We start from the raw sequence: 18,201 nt of genomic DNA, 5'->3' as shown, positions 1-18,201 counted from the left end.
TTAACTTCGTTAGTGCCACCAGGAAATCCCCTGTAGCGTTATCATAGTCAAAATGACGTAACGCAGCGCTTTTCCGATCGTCAGAAACAGCACCACAGGTCCCCATGGCATGCGCAGCCAACCTGCCAACACGCACAACAAATCGCCCACTACCGGCAACCAACTGAGCAACAGCGCAGCCGGGCCAAAGCGTTGCAACCACTTCTGCGCCGTTTCCAGCCCGCGTTGCGGTTTCAACGCCGGTAACAGGCGCCCGATAATCACATTCGTCAGCCCGCCAAGCGTATTGCCCAACGTCGCCGCCAGCACTAACCATGCGGGGGCAACCAGACTTTTCGTCAGCAAGGCGACCAGAAGAATTTCTGAATTTCCCGGCAGCAGCGTCGCACTGAGAAAACTGCTGCCGAACAATGAAAGTAACGTTAGCGTACTACTCACAGCGTACGGACGTCTACCACCGCCATATTGGCGCTGCGTGCCGCCTGAATGCCAAAGTCCGCGTCTTCAAACACCACGCACTGTTCCGGCGCTACGCCTATCAGTTCAGCGCAGCGCAGGAACGTGTCCGGTTCCGGCTTGTGCCGTTGGACATCATCGGCACCGACAATCGCGTCAAAGCACTGATACAGCCCCAGATGGCGCAGCAGCCGCTCCGCCATGCGGTGTTCACTGCCGGTGCCCACCGCCATCGGACGACGGCCATGATAAGACTTCACCACCTCCGCCAGCGGCAACGGACGCACGCTGTCGAGCAGCATCGCTTCCACCGCGCGGGTTTTCTCCGCGGCGAGCTGATGAGGATCGAGATCGGCCTGATGAGCGGCAAGAATCGCTTCGGCGATGCGCCAGGCCGGCGAACCGTTCAGCGCCACCACGGCAGACTCGTCAAACGTCATGCCATAGCGCCCCAGCACGTCACGCCACGCCTGCCGGTGTGTGGGTTCGGTATCCAGAATCGTGCCGTCCATGTCAAAGATCAGACCTTGGTAGCGATCGTACATCGTTACTCCATGATCATTGCGGAAAGAAAACTACTTTATCGCAAAGCAGGGAAATTGTCGCCGATCGCGTGATGTCTGAAAATGCCGCGTTGTGGGTAAGGGCTTCATGGATGATGCGGAGAACAGAAAGCGAAAAACCCGCCGAGGCGGGTTTTTCTTAGAGGGTGCATCCGGGAGGATGATTCGGCTGCGCCTCCCCTGCGGGCCGTTGCTGACGCAACGTTGTCTCGCTGCGCTCGGCTCGAACCTCCAACCGCTCTCCTCGCGGTCGGAAAAGCGAAAAACCCGCCGAGGCGGGTTTTTCTTAGATGGTGCATCCGGGAGGATGATTCGGCTGCGCCTCCCCTGCGGGCCGTTGCTGACGCAACGTTGTCTCGCTACGCTCGGCTCGAACCTCCAACCGCTCTCCTCGCGGTCGGAAAAGCGAAAAACCCGCCTAGGCGGGTTTTTCTTAGATGGTGCATCCGGGAGGATTCGAACCTCCGACCGCTCGGTTCGTAGCCGAGTACTCTATCCAGCTGAGCTACGGATGCATTGTCTATTTTTTTGCTTTCCTGATAATCAGGTAAGACTTGAAGAATGGTGCATCCGGGAGGATTCGAACCTCCGACCGCTCGGTTCGTAGCCGAGTACTCTATCCAGCTGAGCTACGGATGCACAGTAATTCTTTTTGATACCGTATGGTATTTTGTTACTCACCCTACCATACTGCTCTATGGCGTGACACGGGTTCGAATTACGACGTTCAAACACATGTCTAAATATGGTGCATCCGGGAGGATTCGAACCTCCGACCGCTCGGTTCGTAGCCGAGTACTCTATCCAGCTGAGCTACGGATGCAAATGGCGGTGAGGCGGGGATTCGAACCCCGGATGCAGCTTTTGACCGCATACTCCCTTAGCAGGGGAGCGCCTTCAGCCTCTCGGCCACCTCACCAACACGCTTCTTTCGAATTGTGCCTAACTCGCTTTAGAGAAGCTCATCGGCACTGCGTGGCGCACATATTACTTTCCCCGACTTATAAGTCAAACAATTTTTCCCAACTTATTTTTGTTTGCACACTTCGCAGGCAATATGGGCAATTCGACGGCAAAAAGGGTGTTTTATCAACAGACAAACGGCAATAGGCCGGCAATAAAGTGAATAACGCCCAGAAGAAAAATTGTCAGCGAGAGAGGGAAAAACCAGAGGAAAGAGAGAAAAAAGGCAGAAGCGTCCCGTCAGAGGCAACGAGACGCTACGATTGAAATCAGTAAGTCGTCTGCTGAGACTTCTCGGCCTGGATACGTTGATAGATTTCTTCCCGGTGTACGGACACTTCTTTCGGAGCATTTACACCAATACGAACCTGGTTGCCTTTTACCCCTAGCACTGTGACCGTAACCTCATCGCCAATCATGAGGGTTTCACCAACTCGACGAGTCAGAATTAACATTCTTTGCTCCTTGAAAGATTAAAAGAGTCGGGTCTCTCAGTTTCCCCGCCATTATCCATCATATGTGGTGAAAAAGTAAGCCATAGAACCCACAATAAATGTAAGTAGACTTGGTATCACCCCAGTTAATGATAAGTTTAGCCGACCTGAAAAACTTTGTTCCCGTTATTATAACCGCATTGTTTTAGCACCCTGAAAAAACGCCATAATCAACAATAGGTTATGGCGTTCATCTGGGCTATTTATTTATATTCACAGTTTCGAAGCCACCCAGGCTTCTACGCTGCCTAATGCCGCAGGCAAGGCGTCGACGTCGCTTCCCCCCGCTTGCGCCATATCCGGACGACCACCGCCCTTGCCACCCACCTGCTGGGCGACGCTGCCGATCAGCTCGCCGGCTTTTACCCGGTCGGTCAGATCTTTGGTCACGCCAGCAATCAGGCTGACTTTACCGTCAGCAGCCGTAGCCAGAACGATGATTGCAGAACCCAGTTGATTTTTAAGATCGTCAACCATGGTACGCAGCATTTTCGGTTCAACGTTATCCAGCTGGCTAACCAGCAGCTTCACGCCGTTCACCAATTGCGCCTTACTGGACAGTGACGCGCTTTCCGACGCCGCCTGTTGGTCTTTAAGCTGCTGCAGCTCTTTTTCCAACACGCGGGAACGATCGAGCACCGCACGTACTTTGTCCGTCAGGTTGTTGCTGTCACCTTTCACCAGGTGGGCAACCTCCTGCAGTAAATCACTCTGCTGATGCAGCGAGGCTATCGCGCCTTCACCGGTCAGCGCTTCAATACGGCGGATCCCCGCGGCCGTACCCGACTCGCTCTGAATACGGAACAGGCCGATATCACCGGTACGGGACGCATGGGTACCGCCACACAGTTCGGTAGAGAAGTCGCCCATGGTCAGTACGCGCACATGGTCATCGTACTTCTCACCGAACAGCGCCATCGCGCCCTTCTCTTTTGCATCGTCCAGCGCCATCACCTCGGTCTGCACCGGCAGATTACGACGCACCTGCTGGTTGACCAGGTCTTCCACCGCACGCAGCTGTTCCGGCTTGATCGCCTCAAAGTGCGAGAAGTCGAAACGCAGATACTTATCGTTAACCAGAGAGCCTTTCTGCGCCACATGCTCACCCAGCACCTGGCGTAATGCCTCGTGCAGCAGGTGGGTCGCGGAGTGGTTCAGACGAATGCGGTTGCGACGCGCCTGATCGATCTCGGCATCAACGCTGTCGCCAACTTTCAGCGTACCTTGTGCCAGTTTGCCCTGATGACCGAGCGCCTGACCGTATTTTTGCGTGTCGGCGACGACAAATTCCGCCGCTGCCGCTTTCAACACCCCTTTATCGCCAACCTGACCGCCGGACTCACCGTAGAACGGCGTGCTGTCCAGCACCACCACGGCGTCTTCGCCGGCATGAATCGCCTCAACGGGCTGGCCGTCACGGAACAGCGCGGTCACCTTGGCCTGCAGCTTGTCATGGTCATAGCCGCAGAATTCGCTGGCGCCATCAACGCGGATCATACTGTTGTAATCAGCGCCGAAACCGCTGGATTCACGCGCACGGCGGCGCTGCGCTTCCATCGCCTCGTCAAAGCCAGCCTCATCAACCTTCAGGCCGCGCTCGCGGCAAACGTCTGCGGTTAAATCAACCGGGAAGCCGTAGGTGTCATACAGACGGAAGGCCGTTTCACCGTCCAGCGTATCGCCCAGCAGCTTGGACAGCTCTTCGTCCAGCAGCGCCAAACCACGCTCCAGCGTGCGGGCAAACTGCTCTTCTTCCGTTTTCAGCACCTGCTCAACCATCGCCTGCTGGCTCTTCAGCTCTTCAGCCGCCGGCCCCATCACTTCGATCAACGGCGCAACCAGCTTGTAGAAGAAGGTATCTTTTGCACCCAGCATATTGCCGTGACGTACCGCGCGGCGAATGATGCGACGCAGCACATAACCACGGTTCTCATTGGACGGGATAACGCCGTCGGAAATCAGGAAGGCGCAAGAACGAATATGGTCGGCGATAACGCGCAGGGACTTGTTATCCAGATCGGTCGCGCCGGTGACTTTGGCAACTGCCGCGATCAGGGTGCGGAACAGATCGATTTCATAGTTGGAATTAACGTGTTGCAGCACCGCGGTGATACGCTCCAGCCCCATGCCGGTATCGACCGATGGTTTAGGCAGCGGCAGCATCGTGCCGTCAGCCTGACGGTTAAACTGCATAAAGACGATATTCCAGATCTCGATATAACGGTCGCCATCCTCTTCCGGGCTGCCCGGAGGACCGCCCCAGATGTGATCGCCGTGATCGTAGAAAATTTCGGTGCACGGACCGCACGGGCCGGTATCACCCATCTGCCAGAAGTTATCGGAAGCAAACGGCGCGCCCTTGTTGTCGCCGATGCGAATGATGCGCTCAGCAGGGATACCGATTTCGTTCTGCCAGATAGCAAATGCTTCATCATCGGTTTCGTAGACGGTCACCCACAGCTTTTCTTTCGGCAGGTTAAACCAGTTTTCACCAGTCAGCAGTTCCCAGGCATAGGCAATGGCGTCACGTTTGAAGTAATCACCGAAGCTGAAGTTACCCAGCATTTCGAAGAAGGTATGGTGGCGCGCGGTGTAACCGACGTTTTCCAGGTCATTATGCTTACCACCTGCGCGTACGCAGCGCTGAGAGGTGGTCGCGCGGGTATAAGCGCGTTTATCCAGCCCCAGGAAAACATCTTTGAATTGGTTCATACCGGCGTTGGTAAACAGCAACGTCGGATCATTGTTAGGCACCAGGGAGCTGCTTGCTACGACCTGATGACCCTTACTATGAAAGAAATCGAGAAACGCTTGACGGATCTCAGCGGTGCTCTTGCTCATATTTTTCCCGGAAAGACTAGAATAACGATACGTGAGCAGGGCGCGCGTCATCCTTACGATGGCAGCCTGCTCACGAACTAAAGTGGGGATAAGATAAATTTTCTTCAGAGGGAAGTAAAACCCCGTGTGCGATGATTACGCAAAATCACGGTAAATCGACTGAATTTCTTCCTGGAAAAAGCCTCGATAAAGCAGATAACGCTGCACTTTGGCTTTGTCTTTCCACTCTTTCGGCAATGGTTCGCCAAATTTGCGCTGAGCAACCTCTTTGGCCTGTTCGCACCAGTCGATGTCACAGTCGGCCAACGCCGTCTGCACCACCTCTTTATCCACACCCTTTTGCATCAGCTCGGAACGAATGCGCTGCGCGCCGTAGCCCTTACGGCTGCGGCTGCCGATATAGCTCGTAGCAAAACGCCGATCGTCCAACCAATTATGCTGATAACAATAATCAATGACCTGTTCGACAACGGCTGGGTCGATGGGTTCATCGCAAGGTGGGGAGGAATTTTTGTCGGAGAATCTGGCGCGGGAGAAAAACGGCTGCGCCGCAAGCTTGCGGCGCAGTTCGTCTTCACTATGATCGCGTTGTGACAGCAAGCGCATCGCGCGGCTTAGCAGGTCATTCAGCGTGTTTCCGGTCTTTGGGGAAACCCGTTCGTTCATAGGATTACAACCTTGGCGTGCGGCGATACGCCAGAATCAGCACGTACCGCCACTGTCGCGATTAAAACTCTTCGCTGGTTTCAGCTTCGTCATCGAAGCCTTCATCCGCTTCAACGGCGCTGCTGTGCAGCAGCAGATCGCGCAGCTTCTTGTCCAGTTCGGCGGCAATTGCCGGGTTTTCCTTCAGGAAGTTGCAGGCATTCGCCTTACCCTGACCAATCTTATCGCCGTTGTAGCTGTACCAGGCGCCGGCTTTTTCAATCATCTTGTGCTTCACGCCCAGGTCAATCAGCTCACCGCGGCTGTTAATGCCTTCGCCGTACATGATCTGGAATTCAGCCTGTTTGAACGGTGCGGCAACCTTGTTCTTCACCACTTTTACGCGGGTTTCGCTGCCGACCACTTCATCGCCCTCTTTAATCGCGCCGATACGGCGGATATCCAGACGCACAGAGGCATAGAACTTCAGCGCGTTGCCGCCGGTGGTGGTTTCCGGGTTGCCGAACATCACGCCGATTTTCATACGGATCTGGTTGATGAAGATCAGCAGCGTGTTGGCATTTTTCAGGTTACCGGCCAGCTTACGCATTGCCTGGCTCATCATACGCGCCGCCAGACCCATGTGCGAATCACCGATTTCACCTTCGATTTCCGCTTTTGGCGTCAGCGCCGCAACGGAGTCGACGATGATCACGTCAACCGCGCCGGAGCGGGTCAACGCGTCACAGATTTCCAGCGCCTGCTCGCCGGTGTCCGGCTGAGAACACAGCAGGTTATCGATATCTACGCCCAGCTTTTTCGCATACACCGGATCCAGCGCGTGTTCGGCATCGATAAAGGCGCAGGTTTTACCTTCGCGCTGCGCGGCGGCGATAACCTGCAGCGTCAGGGTGGTTTTACCTGAGGATTCCGGCCCGTAGATTTCTACGATACGGCCCATCGGCAGGCCGCCGGCGCCCAGTGCGATATCAAGTGACAGTGAGCCGGTAGAGATCGTTTCCACATCCATGGAACGGTCTTCACCCAGACGCATGATGGAGCCTTTGCCGAATTGTTTTTCAATCTGGCCCAGTGCCGCAGCTAACGCCTTTTGCTTGTTCTCATCAATAGCCATTTTTGCTCCTTCGTTACGCAATGTCGGTGTTACCCCACACTGCCACTGAATGTATGTTGTGCAGGAAATGTCACTAATTATACTGTACAGTCATACAGTATCAAGCCTAATTTTATAAAAATTCGTCGAGCACGGTTTGCAGCGCGAAAACCGTCGCCTGCAGCCGGACGGCGTCGCGATCGCCACTAAAACGCCTCTCGCACGCCAGCACCCGCCCGGAACGTTCGGCAAAACCGAACCATACGGTGCCGACCGGTTTCGCCGCGCTGCCGCCGTCCGGCCCGGCGATGCCGCTGACCGACAGCGCGATATCGGCGTCGGCCGCATGCAGCGCGCCCTGCGCCATTTCACGCACCACCGCTTCGCTGACCGCGCCATGCACCTGCAGCGTGCTCTCGGAAACGCCCAGCAGCTGGTGCTTCGCCCGGTTGCTGTAGGTGACAAAACCGCGGTCGAAGTAGGCGGAGCTGCCGGCAATATCGGTGATCGCCTTGGCGATGCCGCCGCCGGTGCAGGACTCCGCCGCCGTGATCCAGCGCCCGTCGGCCTTCAGTTTTTCGCCGACGGCCACGCTAAGTTTACGCAGGTTTTCTTCGCTCATAACGCCCCTCAATGAATCATTGCTATATGCGTCCGATAGTAGCATTTATCAAGCGTCGGCGACGGCAGGATCGGCAAATTGCGCAGCGCAGCGCAAAAGCGGCGAGGTTTTAAGCTGCCAAGCAAACTGCTAGTATCAGAGGATGCGCCCAGGTAACGGGCAACACGCAATAGCGCACGCAACAAGGATGCTGGTGGCCGGCAATAATCAGCGCCGATGACTATAGGATGAGCGAGTGAAAAAGACGTTTGGCGTATTCTTTCCGTTATATACCACGACGCTGCTGATGCTGCTGGGATCCGGGCTGCTGACCACCTATATCTCCTTGCGTCTGACCTCGATTCACGTCACCGGCGGCCTGATCGGCGCCATCACCGCCGCCAACTATATCGGGCTGGTGGTCGGCGGCAAGGTCGGCCACTTTTTGATTGCTCGCGTCGGGCATATCCGCGCCTACGTCTCCTGCGCGGGCATTATTACCGCCGCGGTGCTGGGGCACGGGCTGACCGAATACATTCCGGTTTGGGTAGTGCTGCGCATGATTATCGGTCTGTGCATGATGTGCCAGTTTATGGTGTTGGAAAGCTGGCTTAACGATCAGGCCGAGTCCAATCAGCGCGGCGTGGTCTTCGGTTTCTACATGGCCGCCACCTACTTAGGCCTGTCCCTCGGCCAGGTGGTGTTGATGCTGCAGACCGATCTGGGCATCAGCACCCTGCTGATTATCGCCCTGTGCTTCGCGCTTTGCCTGGTGCCCATCGCCCTCACCACCCGCACCAACGTCCGCCATATGTCGCCAGCGCCGCTGGAGCTGCGCTACTTTATCCGCACCATTCCCAGCGTGCTGGCCAGTACGCTGGTGATCGGCATGGTGGTCGGCTCGTTTTACGGCCTGGCGCCGGTGTATACCAGCCAGCAGGATTTAAGCACCCAGCATACCGGCCTGTTTATGGCGCTGGCGATTTTCGCCGGCCTGGTGGCGCAGTTCCCGCTGAGCTGGCTGTCCGATCGCTACAACCGTACGCTGTTGATGCGTCTCAACGCCATTTTGCTGGTGCTGGCGGCGCTGCCGCTGGCGATTCTGCCGCACATCACTTTTCCGCTGCTGCTGGCTATCGGCTTTGTCGTCAGCATGCTGCAGTTTACGCTCTATCCGCTGGCGGTGGCGCTGGCCAATGACCTGGTCGAACCGGAGCGCCGCGTATCGCTGGCGGCCTGTCTGCTGATGGCCTTCGGCGTCGGCGCCAGCATCGGACCGCTGACGGTCGGCATGCTGATCCAGCCGCTGGGCGGCAATATTCTGTATGTGTTTTTCGCCCTGTGCGGCGTGCTGATTGTCGGCTTCAGCCGCACGGTGAAAGAGGACGAGTCGCAGTTCGTCGAGGATGCGCCGCTGCCGCATATTCCGATGCCGGACAGCCTGGTCAGTTCGCCGCTGTCGCCGGCGTTGAACCCGACCTTCGATGAACAAACGATTCATGACACCATGCCGCCGCCGGAAGCCGCGCCGGATCCGGTTGAAACAGAACCTGCCGAGGCCGAAGCGGAACCTGCCGACGTGGCAGCGGAGGAAGAGGAGCCGCCTGCGCAGGGGGCAGACCCGGATGAGGACACCGGGCTGAAGAAAGCCTACACCATGCTGTAAGCCAAAGAAAAAGGGCCGTCACCGGCCCTTTTTGCTGCTCAGAATACGCTGCCGCCGCGCCGCGCACGGCCGACCGCCTCACCCAATTGCCATACCGCCATCGCATAGTGCGTACTGTGGTTATAGCGGGTGATGGTGTAGAAGTTCGGCAACCCGTACCAGTACTGATAGTCGCTGCCCATATCCAGACGCAGCAGGCTCACTTCCTGATCGTGGCCCAGCCCGCCCTGCGGCGTCAGCCCCGCAGACTGCAGTGCGCCGACCGTATAGCGGGTCTTGAAGCCGTGCTCCATATATGGCGCCTGGCCGCTGGCCGGCACCGCAACCAGCGCATCGCGCTGCCAGCCGTGCGCGCGGAAGTAGTTTGCCACGCTGCCGATCGCGTCCTCAGGATCCCACAGGTTAATGTGCCCGTCGCCGTTAAAATCGACCGCGTAATCCTTGAAGGAGGACGGCATAAACTGGCCATATCCCATCGCACCGGCATAAGAGCCGCGCAGTTCCAGCGGATCGCGCTGCTCTTTACGCGCCATCAGCAGGAAGGTTTCCAGTTCGCCGGTAAAGTAGGTCGCACGGCGGGGATAATCGAAGGAGAGCGTCGCCAGCGCGTCGATAATGCGCGTTTTGCCCATCACCCGTCCCCAGCGGGTTTCCACCCCGATGATGCCGACAATGATTTCCGGCGGCACGCCGTAGACCCGGTGCGCGCGCTCCAGCGCATCGGCATACTGATTCCAGAAGGCTACGCCGTTGGGAATATTATCCGGAGTAATGAATTTATTACGGTACCGCAGCCAGGCGCCGTTCGGCCCGGAAGGCGGCTGGCCGGTCGGTCTTGGCGCCTGACGATCCATCAGCCGGATCACCCAGTCCAGTCGCTTGGTCTGCGCGAAAACATCATGCAGCTGCTGGCGATCAAAGCCGTGCTCGCGCACCATTTTGTCGATAAAGCGCTGGGCCGACGCGTTGTAGGCATAATCGCCGGACAGCATCGGATTGACGTGATCGGCTTCCAGCAGGAAACCGCCTTGCACCGCGCGGCCCTGCGGCGGCTGGGTGGTATTTTCCGGCTTGCTGCTGCAGGCGGAAAGTAAAACGACCAGGGGAATAAGAGGGGCAAATTGACGCATCAGGTATCCATACAGCCAGGCTAAAAATATTTTGGTTATGGTAAATCATAGACGGTGATGCACAAACAGGAATATCCGCGTCAAATAATCAGTCAAATACCGCCCATTTTTCCGCTACTGGCAGCCGTTATGCGAACGATTTAGCAGAAGCAGAGGAAAAAAGTGCCGGCGCTCGCAGATGCGTTTGAAACTGCGTTCTCACCTGTTAACATCTTCACTCTACAGAGCAGCCGGCATTTAGCCTTCTTGCAGGACGCTTCAACGTGGCTACGGTAAGCATCATGCTCATGACGCATAATCAGAACATAACGCAGTGAACATTATGGAAAACAAAGAATACGTCGAACACACGCCGATGATGCAGCAGTACCTGCGCTTAAAGGCACAGCATCCTGAAATTCTGCTGTTCTATCGGATGGGTGACTTCTACGAGCTGTTTTATGACGATGCCAAGCGCGCTTCACAGCTGTTGGATATCTCCCTGACCAAGCGCGGCGCCTCCGCGGGCGAACCTATCCCGATGGCCGGCGTGCCGCACCATGCGGTAGAAAACTATTTGGCCAAGCTGGTGCAGCTGGGCGAATCCGTCGCCATCTGTGAGCAGGTCGGCGATCCCGCCGCCAGCAAAGGCCCGGTGGAGCGCAAAGTGGTGCGCATCGTCACGCCCGGCACCGTCAGCGACGAAGCGCTGCTGCAGGAGCGGCAGGACAACCTGCTGGCCGCCATCTGGCAGGACGCGCGCGGCTTCGGCTACGCCACGCTGGACATCAGCTCCGGTCGTTTCCGCGTTGCCGAGCCGGAAGATGTGGAAACCATGGCGGCCGAACTGCAGCGCACCAACCCGGCCGAGCTGCTGTATCCGGAAAACTTTGAGCAGATGGCGCTGATCGAACAGCGCCACGGCCTGCGCCGCCGCCCGCTGTGGGAGTTTGAGCTGGACACCGCGCGTCAGCAGCTGAACCTGCAGTTCGGCACCCGCGATCTGACCGGTTTCGGCGTAGAGCAGTCGCAGCAGGCGCTGCGCGCCGCCGGCTGTCTGCTGCAGTATGTCAAAGATACCCAGCGCACCGCGCTGCCGCACATCCGCGGCATCACCATGGAACGCCAGCAGGACGGCATCATTATGGACGCCGCCACCCGCCGTAACCTGGAAATCACCCAAAGCCTGTCCGGCGGCAGCGAAAACACCCTGGCGGCGATCCTCGACCGCACCGTCACGCCGATGGGCAGCCGGATGCTGAAGCGCTGGCTGCATATGCCGACGCGCGACGTTAAGGTGCTGAACAACCGCCAGCAGGCGATTGGCGCATTACAGGATCTGACCGCCGACCTGCAGCCGCCGCTGCGCCAGGTGGGCGATCTGGAGCGTATTCTGGCGCGTCTGGCGCTGCGGACCGCCCGCCCGCGCGATCTGGCGCGCATGCGCCACGCCTTCCAGCAACTGCCGGATATTCGCGCGCTGCTGCAGGACGTTGAGGCAACGCACGTGCAGCAGCTGCTGGCGCAGGTCGGCCAGTTCGACGAGCTGCAGGACCTGCTGGAGCGCGCCGTGGTTGAAGCCCCGCCGGTGCTGGTGCGCGACGGCGGCGTCATCGCCCCCGGCTATAATGCCGAACTGGACGAATGGCGTGCGCTGGCGGACGGCGCCAGCGACTACCTCGATCGGCTGGAGATCCGCGAGCGTGAAAAGCTGGGCCTGGATACGCTGAAGGTCGGCTTCAACGGCGTACACGGTTACTACATTCAGGTCAGCCGCGCCCAGAGCCATCTGGTGCCGATTCATTACGTACGCCGTCAGACGCTGAAAAACGCCGAGCGTTACATCATTCCCGAACTGAAGGAGTATGAGGACAAGGTTCTCACCTCCAAGGGCAAAGCGCTGGCAATTGAAAAGGCGCTGTATGACGAGCTGTTCGACCTGCTGCTGCCGCATCTGGGCGAGCTGCAGCAAAGCGCCAGCGCACTGGCGGAACTCGACGTGCTCGCCAACCTGGCGGAGCGGGCGGAAACGCTCAACTATGCCTGCCCGACCATGAGCGAGCAGCCAGGCATCCGCATCACCGAAGGCCGCCACCCGGTGGTGGAGCAGGTGTTGAGCGAGCCGTTTATCGCCAACCCGGTCGCACTGTCGCCGCAGCGTCGCATGTTGATCATTACCGGTCCGAACATGGGGGGTAAAAGCACCTATATGCGGCAAACGGCGCTGATCGTGCTGATGGCGCATATCGGCAGCTACGTGCCGGCCGCTAAAGCCAGCATCGGCCCGGTCGACCGTATCTTTACCCGCGTCGGCGCGGCGGACGATCTGGCCTCCGGCCGCTCCACCTTTATGGTGGAGATGACCGAAACCGCCAATATTCTGCACAACGCGACCGAACATAGCCTGGTGCTAATGGACGAAATCGGCCGCGGCACCTCGACCTACGACGGTCTGTCGCTGGCCTGGGCCTGCGCTGAAAATCTGGCTAACCGCATCAAGGCGATGACGCTGTTCGCCACCCATTACTTCGAGCTGACTACCCTGCCGGAGAAAATGGAAGGCGTGGTTAACGTGCATCTGGACGCGCTGGAGCATGGCGACACCATCGCCTTTATGCACAGCGTGCAGGACGGCGCCGCCAGCAAGAGCTACGGGCTGGCGGTAGCCGCGCTGGCCGGCGTGCCGCGCGACGTCATCAAACGTGCGCGGCAGAAGCTGCGCGAGCTGGAAACGCTCTCCAACCACACCGCTGCCGGTACGGTAGACGCCACTCAGATGACGCTGCTGGCCGAAGAGACCTCGCCGGCGGTAGAGGCGCTGGAGACGCTGGATCCGGATTCACTCAGCCCGCGTCAGGCGCTGGAGTGGATTTACCGTCTGAAAAGCCTGGTCTAACCCGCCTTACCGGCCATAAAAAAACGGTGAGCGTTAGCTCACCGTTTTTATTTCATCCTCAGGCAACCGAGATTATTCGCGGAACAGCGCCTCAATGCTCAACCCTTGCGTCTGCAGGATTTCACGCAGGCGACGCAGCCCTTCCACCTGAATCTGGCGCACGCGCTCACGCGTCAGGCCAATCTCGCGGCCAACGTCTTCCAGCGTCGCCGCTTCATAGCCCAGCAGGCCGAAACGTCGCGCCAGCACTTCACGCTGCTTGGCGTTCAGTTCGAACAGCCATTTGACGATGCTCTGTTTCATATCATCGTCCTGCGTGGTGTCTTCCGGGCCGTTGTCCTTTTCGTCAGCCAGAATATCCAGCAGCGCTTTCTCCGAGTCGCCGCCCAGCGGCGTATCCACCGAGGTAATGCGCTCGTTCAGACGCAGCATGCGGCTTACGTCATCCACCGGCCGGTCCAGCTGCTCGGCAATCTCTTCGGCGCTCGGCTCATGATCCAGTTTATGGGAAAGCTCGCGCGCGGTGCGCAGATAGACGTTAAGTTCTTTGACGATATGGATAGGCAGGCGAATGGTGCGGGTCTGGTTCATGATCGCACGTTCAATGGTCTGCCGGATCCACCAGGTGGCATAGGTGGAGAAACGGAAACCACGTTCCGGGTCGAATTTTTCGACCGCGCGGATCAGGCCCAGGTTACCTTCTTCAATCAGATCCAGCAGCGCCAGGCCGCGGTTGCTGTAGCGACGGGCGATTTTCACCACCAGACGCAGGTTACTTTCGATCATACGACGGCGGGACGGCACGTCACCACGTAGCGCCCGCCGCGCAAAATAAACTTCTTCCTCTGCGGTCAGCAGAGGCGAATAGCCAATTTCTCCGAGATAGAGCTGCGTTGCGTCTAGCACACGCTGGGTTACCCCTTGAGACAGCAGCTCTTCTTCAGCTAAATCATTCTCGCTGGCCTCGGTTTCAGCCAGCGCTTTTTCATCAAATGATTCCGCCTCAACTCCGTTCTCGTCGAAATCTGCATCACTGTGTAACTCGTTAACTTTCAGCGTATTGTGGCTCATAAGCTGCTCCTACCCGTGATACCGCGAGCAGAATATCAGCATATTCTGCCCAATCTATCGCTGCGGAAGATAACGCAGCGGGTTTACGGATTTCCCCTTGTAACGAATTTCAAAATGCAAGCGTACTGAACTGGTTCCGGTGCTACCCATGGTGGCTATTTTTTGACCCGCCTTCACTTCTTGTTGTTCCCGGACCAGCATTGTGTCGTTATGAGCGTAGGCGCTCAGGTAATCATCATTATGTTTGATGATGATTAGATTACCGTAACCTCGTAAAGCATTGCCGGCGTACACAACGCGACCATCGGCGGTCGCAAAAATGGCTTGCCCACGAGTGCCAGCGATATCGACCCCTTTATTCCCACCGTCTGATGAGGAAAAGTTATCAATGACCTTACCGTCAGTCGGCCAACGCCAGGTACTGACTGGCGAATTATTACTGGCGGCGCTGCTCGCCGGAGGCGTAGCAACTGGCGCGGTAACAGGAGCAGTGGCGCTTCCCGCCGCGGCGGCTCCTGCTGCAGGTAACATCTTACCTACATTCTGTTTACCCGAATTGTCAGAATACGCGTTAGTTGGTTGAGAATCAACCGTTGCCGTTTGGATCTGACTGCTGGACGGTGGTTTAGGAATACCGCCAGCGGTGGCGTCCGTTGCCGCCACGACGCCGCCGCCGGCATTGGCTGAACCATTACCAAGTTGAATGGTTTGGCCAACATTCAGGCTATAAGGTTCAGGAATATTGTTGCGTTGTGCCAGGTCACGGAAGTCATTGCCGGTGATCCAGGCGATATAGAACAGCGTGTCGCCGCGCTTTACCGTATAGGTGCTGCCGTTGTAGCTGCCTTTTTGAATTGAGTCATAGCTGCGATTATAAACGATACGCTCTTGCGGCGTGGCCTGCGCAGCGGCACTGCCGCTGCCGGCCGTCATCGGGCTGCCGCCACCGCCGTTGACGCTGCTGATAGGGGCAGAAGACGAACCGCTGTTCGTACAACCCGCCAACCACATACCGATCATCGTACACACCGCTACCCGGCGAAAAGTAATCATTGGGCTTCCCGTGCTCATGCTTCCCCCATTACAGCATCTATAGCCAAAAAATATCCTATACAGCGTAGCTGAGCTTTAAGTCTTTTCTCAGTTTCTGGCTGGAAAGGTTCCCCTGACCGACGCCTGCATACCAGGCCATCTCCCGTCAGGGAGTCAAAAATGCGTTGTCAATGTAGCGGCCTCAACGCGTCCGCGCTATCAGATAACGCCGCAGAAAGGCAATTGTATTGAAAATTAGTCTTATTGGAACGCTAAAAACCGCTCCTGACGTATGAAAGTGCAACAGATTTTGCGTTTAGTCGATAAAACAGACAATCGGTTACGCCAGTTCGCCTTTTACCAGCGGAACAAAGCGCACTGCCTCCACCGCATCAATCACAAACTCGCTACCGCGACGTTGGATGCGCTTGAGAATCTGTGACTGGTCCCCCACCGGCAGCACCATAATGCCGCCGTCGTCCAGCTGCGCCATCAGCGCCTGCGGAATCTCCAGCGGCGCCGCCGTTACGATAATGGCATCAAACGGTCCGCGCGACGCCCAGCCTTGCCAGCCGTCGCCGTGGCGGGTGGAAACATTGTGCAGGTCGAGTTGCTTCAGGCGGCGCTTGGCCTGCCACTGCAGCCCTTTGATGCGCTCGACGGAGCACACGTGCTGAACCAGATGCGCCAGGATGGCCGTCTGGTAGCCCGAACCGGTGCCAATCTCCAGCACGCGCGAGGTCGGCGTCAGGTTCAGCAGTTCGGTCATGCGCGCCACCGTATACGGTTGGGAGATCGTTTGCCCCGACCCTATCGGCAACGCGGTATTTTCATAGGCTTTATGCTGGAGCGCTTCATCGACAAAGCGCTCACGCGGCACGGCCGCCATGGCCTGCAACAGTTTTTCGTCCTGGATCCCCTGCTGACGCAGCTGCGCCAACAATGTTTGCATTGGCTTACTCACCATTCCCCGCTGACCTCGGCTTTGGTTAACCATGTTTTTACCACATCCTGGGCGGCATACGCGGTTAAATCCACCTGTAACGGCGTCACCGCAACATAGCCCTGCTCAACGGCAGCAAAATCGGTATCCGGTCCGGCATCACATTGCTCCCCCGGCGGCCCAATCCAATAAATATCCCGCCCGCGCGGGTCCTGCTGACAAAATACCTGCTCCGCCGGATGGCGGCTGCCGCAGCGGGTCACGCGGATCCCTTTGATGTCAGCGAGCGGCACGTCCGGCACGTTGACGTTGAGAATTTTTCCGGTGCGCAACGGCTCGCGCAGCAATGCGCGCAACAGCCGGCAGGTCACGGCCGCCGCGGTCTCATAATGCTGGTGGCCGTTGAGCGACACCGCCAGCGCCGGCAGGCCCAAGTGCCGTCCTTCCATCGCCGCCGCCACGGTGCCGGAATAGATCACGTCGTCGCCCAGATTGGGGCCGGCGTTAATGCCGGAGACAACAATATCCGGCGCCGGGCGCATCAGGGCGTTTACGCCCAGATAGACGCAGTCGGTCGGCGTGCCCTGCAGTACGGCAATATCGCCGTTCGGCAACGTTTGGGTGCGCAGCGGCGCATCCAGCGTCAACGCATTGGAGGCGCCGCTGCGGTTGCGATCGGGCGCCACCACCATCACGTCGGCGAACTCGCGCAGCGCCGCCGCCAGCACCTGAATGCCCGGCGCGCTGACGCCGTCGTCGTTACTCAGTAATATCCGCATCACGGTTATCCTGCTGCATAATTTCGCGAACTACGCTGGTAGCGAAACTGCCGGCCGGCAGCCAAAAACGCAGTTCAACGGTGACATCATCCCACCAGTTCCATTGCATATTCTGCGGCTGCAACAGCAAAGCGCGTCTGGCGGGGTCTACGCGTTCGCGCTTTAAGAGACTAAGCAATTCCGGCTGTTGCGCCAAGCACTGTTGTTCAAAATCCAGCGCGGCGCCGGCGGTGCCAGGCTCGCCGTCGCCAGGTAACGGCGCAGTAATCAGCAGTTCGCCGTCATTCACACGCTGCTGTACGCTCTCCAGCTCGTCCGCCTTGGCGACAAACCAGCTGCCGCGTCCGCTCAGCTGCAGCGCGTCGCCTTCCAGCACGCTGCGCTGCTGCTGATTGGCCAGCCGCGCCGACGTCACCAGATTAAACAGGGCGCTGCGGCTGGCGGAGAGGTAAAAGCTACGCTTGTTGCGCTCTTTGACGCGGATTTCATCATTGGCCCAGCGGCGCGCCATCGTCAGGTTATTGCCGCCGTGACCAAAGCGCTGGCTGCCGAAATAGTTCGGCACGCCGTCCGCGGCAATCGCCTGCAGGCGCTGCTCGACGTCGTCACGATCGCTGATATGGCGCAGCACCAGCGTAAAGCTGTTGCCTTTCAGCGTGCCAATGCGCAGCTTACGGCGGTGACGGGCGGCGGCGAGCACTTCGCAGCCCTCCAGTTCGAAACGGCCGAGGTCGGGCGTCTCCTTGCCCGGCAGGTGCAGACAGAACCACTGTTCGGTCACCGCATGACGGTCTTTCAGGCCGGCATAACTGACCGCGCGGCCGTGAACGCCGGCAAAACGCGCCAGATAGTCGGCGACAAACTGCGTATTGCAGCCGTTTTTACGAATATTGACCAGCAGATGCTCGCCTTCGCCGTCCGGCGTAAAGCCCAGGTCTTCCACCACCACGAAATCTTCCGGGTTGGCCTTCAGCACGCCGCTGGCCTGCGGCTGACCGTGCAGCCAGGTCAGATTTGCCATATCCATC

The 18,201-nt window shown here is 58.1% G+C and carries 15 protein-coding genes, 4 tRNA genes and 2 other RNA genes; 2 read left to right on the top strand and 19 right to left on the bottom strand.

Features of this window, described 5'->3' with window-relative positions; genetic code table 11:
- Positions 1-9: 9 nt before the first annotated feature.
- The 13 genes from I6G83_RS11065 to pncC all read right to left on the bottom strand — a co-directional run bounded on the left by I6G83_RS11065 (position 10) and on the right by pncC (position 7,698).
- On the bottom strand, positions 10-438 hold the full coding sequence (locus I6G83_RS11065) for a YqaA family protein (protein ID WP_054307968.1): 429 nt from the start codon (positions 436-438) through the stop codon (positions 10-12).
- Positions 435-1,001, bottom strand: a complete 567-nt coding sequence (yqaB, locus tag I6G83_RS11060) for a fructose-1-phosphate/6-phosphogluconate phosphatase (RefSeq protein ID WP_054307967.1) — start codon at positions 999-1,001, stop codon at positions 435-437. Before yqaB ends, I6G83_RS11065 begins: the two co-directional genes overlap by 4 nt.
- Positions 1,002-1,163: 162 nt before the next feature.
- A non-coding RNA gene (locus tag I6G83_RS11055) (RtT sRNA) lies at positions 1,164-1,282 on the bottom strand.
- A gap of 28 nt (positions 1,283-1,310) precedes the next feature.
- Positions 1,311-1,429: non-coding RNA, RtT sRNA (locus I6G83_RS11050), on the bottom strand.
- A 28-nt stretch (positions 1,430-1,457) separates the two neighbouring features.
- Positions 1,458-1,534: transfer RNA gene (locus tag I6G83_RS11045), tRNA-Arg, on the bottom strand.
- 47 nt (positions 1,535-1,581) lie between these two features.
- Positions 1,582-1,658, bottom strand: a tRNA-Arg gene (locus tag I6G83_RS11040).
- A 107-nt stretch (positions 1,659-1,765) separates the two neighbouring features.
- Positions 1,766-1,842 (bottom strand) — tRNA-Arg (locus I6G83_RS11035).
- Positions 1,843-1,845: 3 nt separating this feature from the next.
- Positions 1,846-1,938, bottom strand: a tRNA-Ser gene (locus I6G83_RS11030).
- Positions 1,939-2,251: 313 nt separating this feature from the next.
- Positions 2,252-2,437: a carbon storage regulator CsrA gene (gene csrA / locus I6G83_RS11025; RefSeq protein WP_004091602.1), complete on the bottom strand. Its 186-nt coding sequence runs from the start codon at positions 2,435-2,437 to the stop codon at positions 2,252-2,254.
- A gap of 252 nt (positions 2,438-2,689) precedes the next feature.
- The gene (alaS, locus tag I6G83_RS11020; RefSeq protein WP_054307311.1) at positions 2,690-5,317 is read right to left on the bottom strand and encodes an alanine--tRNA ligase; all 2,628 of its coding nucleotides are present in this window, start codon (positions 5,315-5,317) and stop codon (positions 2,690-2,692) included.
- 135 nt (positions 5,318-5,452) lie between these two features.
- Complete coding sequence (gene recX, locus I6G83_RS11015) at positions 5,453-5,947, bottom strand: recombination regulator RecX (RefSeq protein ID WP_054307312.1); 495 nt, start codon at positions 5,945-5,947, stop codon at positions 5,453-5,455.
- A 97-nt stretch (positions 5,948-6,044) separates the two neighbouring features.
- The gene (recA, locus tag I6G83_RS11010) at positions 6,045-7,097 is read right to left on the bottom strand and encodes a recombinase RecA (RefSeq protein ID WP_015670993.1); all 1,053 of its coding nucleotides are present in this window, start codon (positions 7,095-7,097) and stop codon (positions 6,045-6,047) included.
- Between the two features lie 112 nt (positions 7,098-7,209).
- Positions 7,210-7,698, bottom strand: a complete 489-nt coding sequence (gene pncC, locus I6G83_RS11005; protein ID WP_015670992.1) for a nicotinamide-nucleotide amidase — start codon at positions 7,696-7,698, stop codon at positions 7,210-7,212.
- A gap of 235 nt (positions 7,699-7,933) precedes the next feature.
- Between pncC and I6G83_RS11000 the strand changes: the two genes are divergently transcribed.
- Entirely contained in the window at positions 7,934-9,343 is a 1,410-nt protein-coding gene (locus I6G83_RS11000; RefSeq protein WP_054307310.1) for an MFS transporter, read from the top strand.
- 38 nt (positions 9,344-9,381) lie between these two features.
- Here the strand turns inward: I6G83_RS11000 and mltB are convergent, their stop codons facing one another.
- Positions 9,382-10,473: a lytic murein transglycosylase B gene (gene mltB / locus I6G83_RS10995; RefSeq protein ID WP_015670990.1), complete on the bottom strand. Its 1,092-nt coding sequence runs from the start codon at positions 10,471-10,473 to the stop codon at positions 9,382-9,384.
- Between the two features lie 322 nt (positions 10,474-10,795).
- On the opposite strand from mltB, the gene mutS reads away from it, so the two are divergent.
- Entirely contained in the window at positions 10,796-13,348 is a 2,553-nt protein-coding gene (mutS, locus tag I6G83_RS10990) for a DNA mismatch repair protein MutS (RefSeq protein ID WP_062779164.1), read from the top strand.
- 72 nt (positions 13,349-13,420) lie between these two features.
- Here mutS and rpoS read toward each other — a convergent pair whose 3' ends face one another.
- The 5 genes from rpoS to truD form a co-directional block, all read right to left on the bottom strand.
- Positions 13,421-14,419: an RNA polymerase sigma factor RpoS gene (gene rpoS, locus I6G83_RS10985; protein WP_015670988.1), complete on the bottom strand. Its 999-nt coding sequence runs from the start codon at positions 14,417-14,419 to the stop codon at positions 13,421-13,423.
- A gap of 54 nt (positions 14,420-14,473) precedes the next feature.
- Entirely contained in the window at positions 14,474-15,472 is a 999-nt protein-coding gene (gene nlpD / locus I6G83_RS10980) for a murein hydrolase activator NlpD (protein ID WP_054305168.1), read from the bottom strand.
- A 319-nt stretch (positions 15,473-15,791) separates the two neighbouring features.
- The gene (locus tag I6G83_RS10975) at positions 15,792-16,418 is read right to left on the bottom strand and encodes a protein-L-isoaspartate(D-aspartate) O-methyltransferase (RefSeq protein WP_015670986.1); all 627 of its coding nucleotides are present in this window, start codon (positions 16,416-16,418) and stop codon (positions 15,792-15,794) included.
- Positions 16,412-17,173: a 5'/3'-nucleotidase SurE gene (surE, locus tag I6G83_RS10970; protein ID WP_054305167.1), complete on the bottom strand. Its 762-nt coding sequence runs from the start codon at positions 17,171-17,173 to the stop codon at positions 16,412-16,414. Before surE ends, I6G83_RS10975 begins: the two co-directional genes overlap by 7 nt.
- Complete coding sequence (gene truD, locus I6G83_RS10965) at positions 17,154-18,200, bottom strand: tRNA pseudouridine(13) synthase TruD (RefSeq protein WP_054305166.1); 1,047 nt, start codon at positions 18,198-18,200, stop codon at positions 17,154-17,156. The genes surE and truD overlap by 20 nt, the downstream gene beginning before the upstream one ends.
- Between the last annotated feature and the right edge of the window lies 1 nt (position 18,201).

Origin of the sequence: Serratia rubidaea, from assembly GCF_016026735.1 — a bacterium.
GTDB classification, from domain to species: Bacteria; Pseudomonadota; Gammaproteobacteria; order Enterobacterales; family Enterobacteriaceae; genus Serratia_B; species Serratia_B rubidaea.
The sequence above is the reverse complement of the archived record's forward strand: the minus strand, read 5'-3'. Positions and strand labels throughout refer to the sequence as shown.